Raw genomic sequence first — 7,094 nt, 5'->3', positions numbered from 1 at the left:
CGGCCAACGGCGACAGCACCTCCTTCTCGTTCAATGCCTCCGGCAAGTCCGACAACCGCAACGCCCAGGCCCTGCTCAACCTGCAGACCAAGGCAACCGTAGGCCTGGCGGCCGATGGCAGTGGCGGCACCAGCCTGGTGGGGGCCAACAGCAAGTTGGTCTCGACCGTTGGCGCCAAGGCCGCAGCGGCCACCACGGACACCACGGCCACCAACGCGCTGTTGACGGCCAACAAGAACGCGCGCAATTCCGTGTCCCAGGTCAACCTGGATGAAGAAGCGGGCGACATGATCAAGTTCCAGCAGTACTACACAGCGTCGTCGCAGATCATCAAGGCTGCGCAAGAAACCTTCAGCACGCTGATCAATAGTCTTTAAGGGAGTCTGGGACGATGCGCATTTCTACACAGCAGTATTTCGACACCAGTGCCAGCAAGTATCAGAACAACTATTCGGGTGTGGTACAGGCCCAGCAGCAGGCGAGTTCCGGCGTGCGTGTGCAGACCGCTTCGGACGATCCGGTGGCTGCCCAGCGCTTGCTGATGTTGCAACAGCAGAAAGACATGCTGTCGCAGTACAGCGGCAATATCACCAGTATTCAGAACAAGCTGACGAACGAAGAAAGCATCCTGGATGCGATCAACACCACGATCCAGGCGGGCAGCCAACTGGCGCTGCGTGCCGGCGGCGTGACCAGCGATGCTGACCGCAAGTCCATTTCGGTCGAGGTGGGCGCGCTTGAGGATCAACTGTTGGGCTTGCTCAACAGCAAGGATTCGGCCGGCAACTATCTGTTCTCCGGCTCCAAGACCGACACGCCGCCGTACTCGCGCAACAACGATGGCACTTACAGTTATCAGGGCGATGAGAACGAGCTGAGCCTGCAGGTTTCCGAGACCCTGACGGTGCGCACTGGCGATACCGGCAAGACGATCCTGGAAGGGGCGGTCAATACCAGTCGCACCCAGGCCAATTACCTCGCGCCGGCTGCTGCGCCGGTGGCGCCGGCGATTTCGCCGCCACTGGTTGACGACCACAAGGTCGCTATATCGAGTGGCCTGGTCACGTCGGGCTCCGACTACACCCGGCAGTTTGCCGACGGCCAGCCGTACAAGCTGACCTTCACCAGCAGCACCCAGTACGTCATTACCGACAAAGACAACAACGACATTACCTCGCAGGTTGACGGTAACGGCACGTTCGACTCCACCAAGGAAGGCAGCGCCAGCGTCAACCTGCGTGGCGTCAAGTTCGATATCACGGTAGACCTCACCGACCGCGCCACCGGGCCTGATGCCGATGCGCTGGTCAAGGGGCGTGAGTTCAGCCTCAGCGCCAAGCCTGACGGGTTCAACATTGCGCGGACCGCGAGCAACACCTCCAGCGCGCAATTGACCAACGCCAGCGTCAGCAGTGCGGCCAGCTATTCGAGCACCTTTCCCAACAGCGGCGTATTGATCAAGTTCGACGACACCGACCCGAACGCCTATAAGGTCTATGCCCAGCCGTACACCGCTGGCAGCAAGCCGATTGTGGACAATGGCGTGGTCACCCCTGGCACCGGTACACCGCCGGGCCCGAGCACTATCACGGCGGCGGGCGTCACCTTCGAACTGAGCGGTACGCCGAACGTCGGCGATCAGTTTTCGGTGGGCAACACCACCCAGAAAACCCAGAACGCCCTCGATACCCTGGGCCAACTGCGTAAGGCGCTGGAACAACCGGCGGACGGTATTCCGGGGGCGCGGGTCAAGCTTCAGAACGCCCTGAACGCTGCGGTCAGTAACCTGACCAGCTCGGCCGACCAGGTGGACAACGTGCGTGGCTCCATCGGTGCGCGGGAAAATGCGTTGACGGTGCAGGCCAGCGCAAACGCCAGCATCAGTTTGGCCAACACCACCACCATGAGCGCCCTGGCCAACGTCGACATGGGCGAGGCGGCGATCAACCTGACGCTGCAGCAAACCATGCTCGAAGCCTCGCAGCTGGCATTCGTGAAAGTCTCGCAGTTGAGCCTGTTCAACAAGATGTAAGTGGCTTCGCGTCAAGCGGCCCGCTCTGGAAACAGGGCGGGCCGTTGTCGTTTCTGGGGCTAAATTGTTGAAACGTTTTGCGCAAAACGCACAAAATTGAGTGACCTGTGAGTCATAAAGCGCATCTTCACTGTATCGTGTGAAAAGGATAAGTCGTCACAGGGTCCTTGCGGGGCGGCTTTCAGCGAGATTTTTATGGGGTTATCCCCTTTATTGTCAGCACTCCGGGCGCAGTCCTCGGGGTGTTCTCCAGCTATTTAGTATTGGGAAGCCACAATGATTGGCATAAAAAGCATCGCCAGTTACGTGCCGGCAGACGGGATCGATAACTACGCCCAGGGTGCCAAATTCGCCAAGGATGAAGAGTTCATCATTGGCAAGATCGGTTCGGCGTTCCTGCCGCGCAAGGAAGCCGCCCAGGAAACTTCCGATCTGTGTGTCGAGGCGGTCAACGCTTTGTTTGCCAACAACCCGGACCTGAAGCGCGAATCGATTGACGCGCTGATCGTCGTCACCCAGAACGGTGATGAAGAGGGTTTGCCCCACACCGCCGCCATCGTCCAGGACAAACTGGGCCTGCCGACGCATGTGGCGGCCTTTGATATTTCCCTGGGCTGCTCCGGCTACGTCTACGGCATCTACGCGATGAAGGGCTTCATGGAAGCCACCGGCCTGAAAAACGGCCTGCTGATCACCGCCGACCCGTATTCGAAGATCGTCGACCCGGAAGACCGCAATACCACCATGCTGTTCGGCGACGCCGCCACCGCTACCTGGATGGGCGAAGACGCGCCGTGGTTGCTGGGCAAGTCCAAGTTCGGCACCGACGGTTCCGGCGCGCCGCACCTGAAGGTCAGCGATGGCGTGTTCTTCATGAACGGCCGCCAAGTGTTCAACTTCGCTTTGCTCAAGGTGCCGGCGCATTTGCACGAGCTGCTCAACGAGTCGGACCTTGCGGCCGATGAGATTGACGCGTTCTGCATTCACCAGGGCAGTGCGGCCATTGTCGACGCCGTGGCCCGGCGTTTCGAAGATGCGCCAGTGGAGAAGTTCATCAAGGACATGGTCGAGACCGGCAACACCGTGTCGTCGAGCATTCCACTGCTGCTGGAAAAGCATGTGATGGACGCCACCTGGAAGCGCGTGGCAATCAGCGGTTTTGGTGTGGGCCTGTCGTGGGGTTCGGCGATTTTGTATCGCCCGTGACCCTTTAGCAGGGTCTATGAAAAAACGCCGATGATCGAGAGATCATCGGCGTTTTTTATTTGGCGCCAGAAAAGCCAATGAAATAGGGGGTTTGCGCCTGCGTAAACCCTTGAATTGCAAGGGGTGGCACGGCGCCAGCAAAAAAAATCAAAAAAATCCTCAAGCAACCGGCTACCACGACGATAACTATTACGTAGGTTCTCAGGCCACACCCGGCGGTTGCCAGGGCCGGAAGCCGCAGTATCCATCCAACGAGGATTTCGTCATGGCTTTAACAGTAAACACCAACATTGCTTCGATCACTACTCAGGGCAACCTGAACAAAGCTGGCGGCGCCCTGGCCACTTCCATGCAGCGCCTGTCTTCCGGCCTGCGTATCAACAGCGCTAAAGACGACGCTGCCGGCCTGCAGATCGCTAACCGCCTGACCAGCCAAATCAACGGCCTGGGCCAAGCAGTAAAAAACGTGAACGACGGTATCTCCATCGCTCAGACCGCTGAAGGCGCGATGCAGGCTTCGACCGACATCCTGCAAAAAATGCGTACCCTGGCTCTGTCTTCCGCTACTGGTTCCCTCAGCGCTGACGACCGTAAGTCGAACAACGACGAATACCAGGCTCTGACTTCGGAACTGACCCGTATCTCGCAAACCACTACTTTCGGTGGCCAGAAGCTGCTGGACGGTTCGTACGGTACCAAAGCTATCCAGGTTGGCGCCAACGCTAACGAAACCATCAACCTGAGCCTGGAAAACGTTGCAGCCAACAACATTGGTTCGCAGCAGGTCAAAACCAAGGCCATCGTGCCTAGCGCAACTGGCCTGGCTGGCGGCGACATCACTGTTACCGGCAACGGTCAGACCAAAACCGTAACTTACGCTGCAGGCGCTTCGGCCAAAGACATCGCTGCGGGCCTGAACGGTTCGATCGGTGGCCTGACCGCTACCGCCAGCACTGAAGTCAAACTGGAAGTAGGCGCTGCCACTCCGTCGAACTTCAAACTGGCTGTAGGTAGCGGTAATGCTGTTGATTTCGTCGGCGTGAAGGACCTGGCCGGCCTGGCTGACCAGCTGAAATCGAACGCTGCCAAACTGGGCATCAGCGTTAACTACGACGAATCCAACAAAACCCTGTCGGTTAAGTCGGATTCCGGCGAAAACCTGTCGTTCTCTGGTGCTGATGCCAACGCCCAGACCAACATCCTGGTTGGCGCTAAAGACGGCGCTGGCGCATTCGCCACCCCGGCTGCTCTGGGTGCTGCTGCAATCGTTGTAACCGGTCAGGTTTCCCTGGATTCGGCTAAAGGCTACTCCCTGAGCGACGCTGGTACTGGTGTATCGGACTTGTTCTCGGCTGCTACCGTTTCGTCGACCAAGACCACCATCTCTAACACCGACGTGACCGACGCTACCAACGCTCAAAACGCGCTGGCTGTTATCGACAAGGCCATCGGCACCATTGACGGCGTTCGTTCGGGCCTGGGTGCTACTCAGAACCGTCTGACTACCACTGCAGACAACCTGCAGAACATTCAGAAGAACTCCACCGCTGCACGTTCCACCGTTCAGGACGTCGACTTCGCTTCCGAAACCGCCGAACTGACCAAGCAACAAACCCTGCAGTCGGCTTCCACCGCGATCCTGTCGCAGGCTAACCAGCTGCCATCCGCTGTACTGAAGCTGCTTCAGTAATCCCAGCGCTTGGTAACTAACGGAAGGGCGCGTCTACGTGCCCTTCCGTTTTTTCGGTTTAGAGGAGATTGGACATGGACATGAGTGTAAAGCTGAACCAGTCTTATCCGCCGGTTGCACCTCCAAGCGCATCTGCCAAGGTAGTGACTGACAACAGCGTTATGAATGTCCAGGCAACGCCCGCGATCAGCCAAGAGCCCGCACGCGCCGACCTGGAAAAAGCAGTAACCGATATTCGTGATTTCGTTCAGGCTACCCAGCGTAGCCTGGACTTTTCCATTGATGACTCCACCCACCGCGTGGTGGTCAAGGTCATCAATACCGACAATGGTGAAGTGATTCGCCAGATTCCGTCGGAAACAGCCTTGAAGCTGGCACAGAACCTCAGCAGCGCAAGCAACTTGTTGTTTGACGACAAGGTCTGAGCTGGCATGAAACTTGTTGCTGTCTGGTCTTGAGGCGTAATAAGTCAAGATAACGGCAGCCACCGAACAGGAGATAGATGATGGCGGGTTCAACGGTAAGTGGTATCGGTTCGAACATCGATACGCAAGCGATCGTGACATCCTTGGTCAACGCCGAAAAGGTGCCCAAGCAAACGCAGATCAATACCGCGTCTGCGAAGGCGACCACCACGCTGTCTTCGATCGGCAAGGTTCAGGCAGCGCTGGATGCGTTTCGTAACGCCCTGGACACCATGTCCAAGGACAGCAGCTTCACCGGTTTGAGCGGTTCGTCGTCGGATGAAAAGACCGCGACCATGACGGCCAGCAATACGGCCTCGAACGGCAGCTTCCGGTTGATCGTCGACCAGTTGGCCCAGGCGTCCAAGCTGTCGAGCAAAAACTTCAGTGGTGGCACTTCGACGGTTGTCAACGCGACGGATAAGCCGACCACGTTGACCATCAGTCAATCGGGCAAGTCATACGACCTCAGCGTTCCCGCGGGTGCGACCCTGCAGCAGGTGCGTGACTCGATCAATACCCAGTTCGGTACATCGGGTCTGAGTGCCAACATCCAGACCGACTCCAACGGTTCTCGATTGATCCTGACCTCTACCAATATGGGGACGGGCTCGGACCTCACGCTCTCTGGCACCTCGGGGCTGGATGTAGGGGCCACGGTCGTTGATCCGCCCAAGGATGCGCTCTACAGCATCGATGGTGTTTCGTCTGTGTCCAAGTCCAACACCATCACTGGTGCTCTTAGTGGCGTGGATATCAAGCTGGTAGCTGCGTCGACTTACAAAACGGGCAATACGGGTGACAAGAACGCCACGCTCATCACCGTCAGCACCAACAACACCGCGCTCAAGTCCGGGGTCAAGGGTTTCATTGACACCTACAACGCCCTGATCACTGCCATGAACGCCGAAACCAAGGTCACCACGAACCTGGACGGCAGCACCACGGCGGCAGCGTTGACCGGCGACTCGACCATGCGTTCGTTGCAGAGCACGATCCGCAATGAGTTCAACGCGCTGTCGGGCACCGGTGCGTTCAAGTCCCTGGCGCAGTTCGGCGTGACCACCAGTTCGAGCACGGGTCTGCTGGCGATCGATGACAAGAAGTGGGACGCGGCGGTTAAAACCAACGGCGCCGACATCAACAGTATGTTCAGCGGTAAGGATGGCATGTTGGCGCGGATGAAAAGCGCCACGGATGACTTTGCCAAGGCGAGTACCGGTATCCTGGCGACGCGTTCGACATCCTTGTCGAATACGCTGAAGGACCTGACCAAGGACCAGGCCACGCTCGACGAGCGCATGACCCTGCTCACCAACAGCCTGTCGGCCAAGTACAACGCCATGGACACCCTGGTCGCCCAACTGCGCCAGCAAAGCACCAGCGTCATGACCACGCTCAATGCGCTGAATAACGTCAAGACCAATACTTGATCCGCTGCTGACCAAAAAGCCAGGCACTCTGCCTGGCCTTTTTTTATCGCGGGACGACTGGGGCTAAAGCTTTTTGCGAACCCGTCGACATATTGGTTACTAGAATCCTTTTCGCTGTCGCCTGTCACGAGGTAGAAACATGAATCCCATGAGAGCCCTTCGCCAATACCAGAAGGTCAATTCCCATGCTCAGATCTCCGAAGCCAGCCCGCATCGCCTGGTGCAAATGCTGATGGAAGGTGGGCTCGACCGTATGGCCCAGGCCAAGG

Annotated in this window: 7 protein-coding genes; all 7 read left to right on the top strand. The window is 58.0% G+C overall.

Features of this window, described 5'->3' with window-relative positions; translation table 11 throughout:
* On the top strand, nt 1–377 hold a 377-nt coding region (locus IQK56_RS28000), incomplete at its 5' end, for a flagellar basal body rod C-terminal domain-containing protein (protein WP_279649481.1).
* Between the two features lie 14 nt (nt 378–391).
* Nucleotides 392–2,032 (top strand): flagellar hook-associated protein 3, encoded by a 1,641-nt coding sequence (locus IQK56_RS27995; protein ID WP_150675838.1) that lies wholly within the window; start codon nt 392–394, stop codon nt 2,030–2,032.
* 276 nt (nt 2,033–2,308) lie between these two features.
* The gene (locus tag IQK56_RS27990; protein WP_150675837.1) at nt 2,309–3,238 is read left to right on the top strand and encodes a ketoacyl-ACP synthase III; all 930 of its coding nucleotides are present in this window, start codon (nt 2,309–2,311) and stop codon (nt 3,236–3,238) included.
* A 265-nt stretch (nt 3,239–3,503) separates the two neighbouring features.
* Complete coding sequence (locus tag IQK56_RS27985) at nt 3,504–4,928, top strand: flagellin N-terminal helical domain-containing protein (RefSeq protein WP_053133208.1); 1,425 nt, start codon at nt 3,504–3,506, stop codon at nt 4,926–4,928.
* A gap of 74 nt (nt 4,929–5,002) precedes the next feature.
* Complete coding sequence (locus IQK56_RS27980; protein WP_150760396.1) at nt 5,003–5,353, top strand: flagellar protein FlaG; 351 nt, start codon at nt 5,003–5,005, stop codon at nt 5,351–5,353.
* An 80-nt stretch (nt 5,354–5,433) separates the two neighbouring features.
* The gene (gene fliD / locus IQK56_RS27975; RefSeq protein ID WP_150675834.1) at nt 5,434–6,825 is read left to right on the top strand and encodes a flagellar filament capping protein FliD; all 1,392 of its coding nucleotides are present in this window, start codon (nt 5,434–5,436) and stop codon (nt 6,823–6,825) included.
* A gap of 139 nt (nt 6,826–6,964) precedes the next feature.
* On the top strand, nt 6,965–7,094 hold a 130-nt coding region (locus IQK56_RS27970; protein ID WP_193901902.1), incomplete at its 3' end, for a flagellar protein FliS.

Origin of the sequence: Pseudomonas cyclaminis (genome assembly GCF_015163715.1) — a bacterium.
Lineage (GTDB): Bacteria > Pseudomonadota > Gammaproteobacteria > Pseudomonadales > Pseudomonadaceae > Aquipseudomonas > Aquipseudomonas cyclaminis.
The sequence above is the reverse complement of the archived record's forward strand: the minus strand, read 5'-3'. Positions and strand labels throughout refer to the sequence as shown.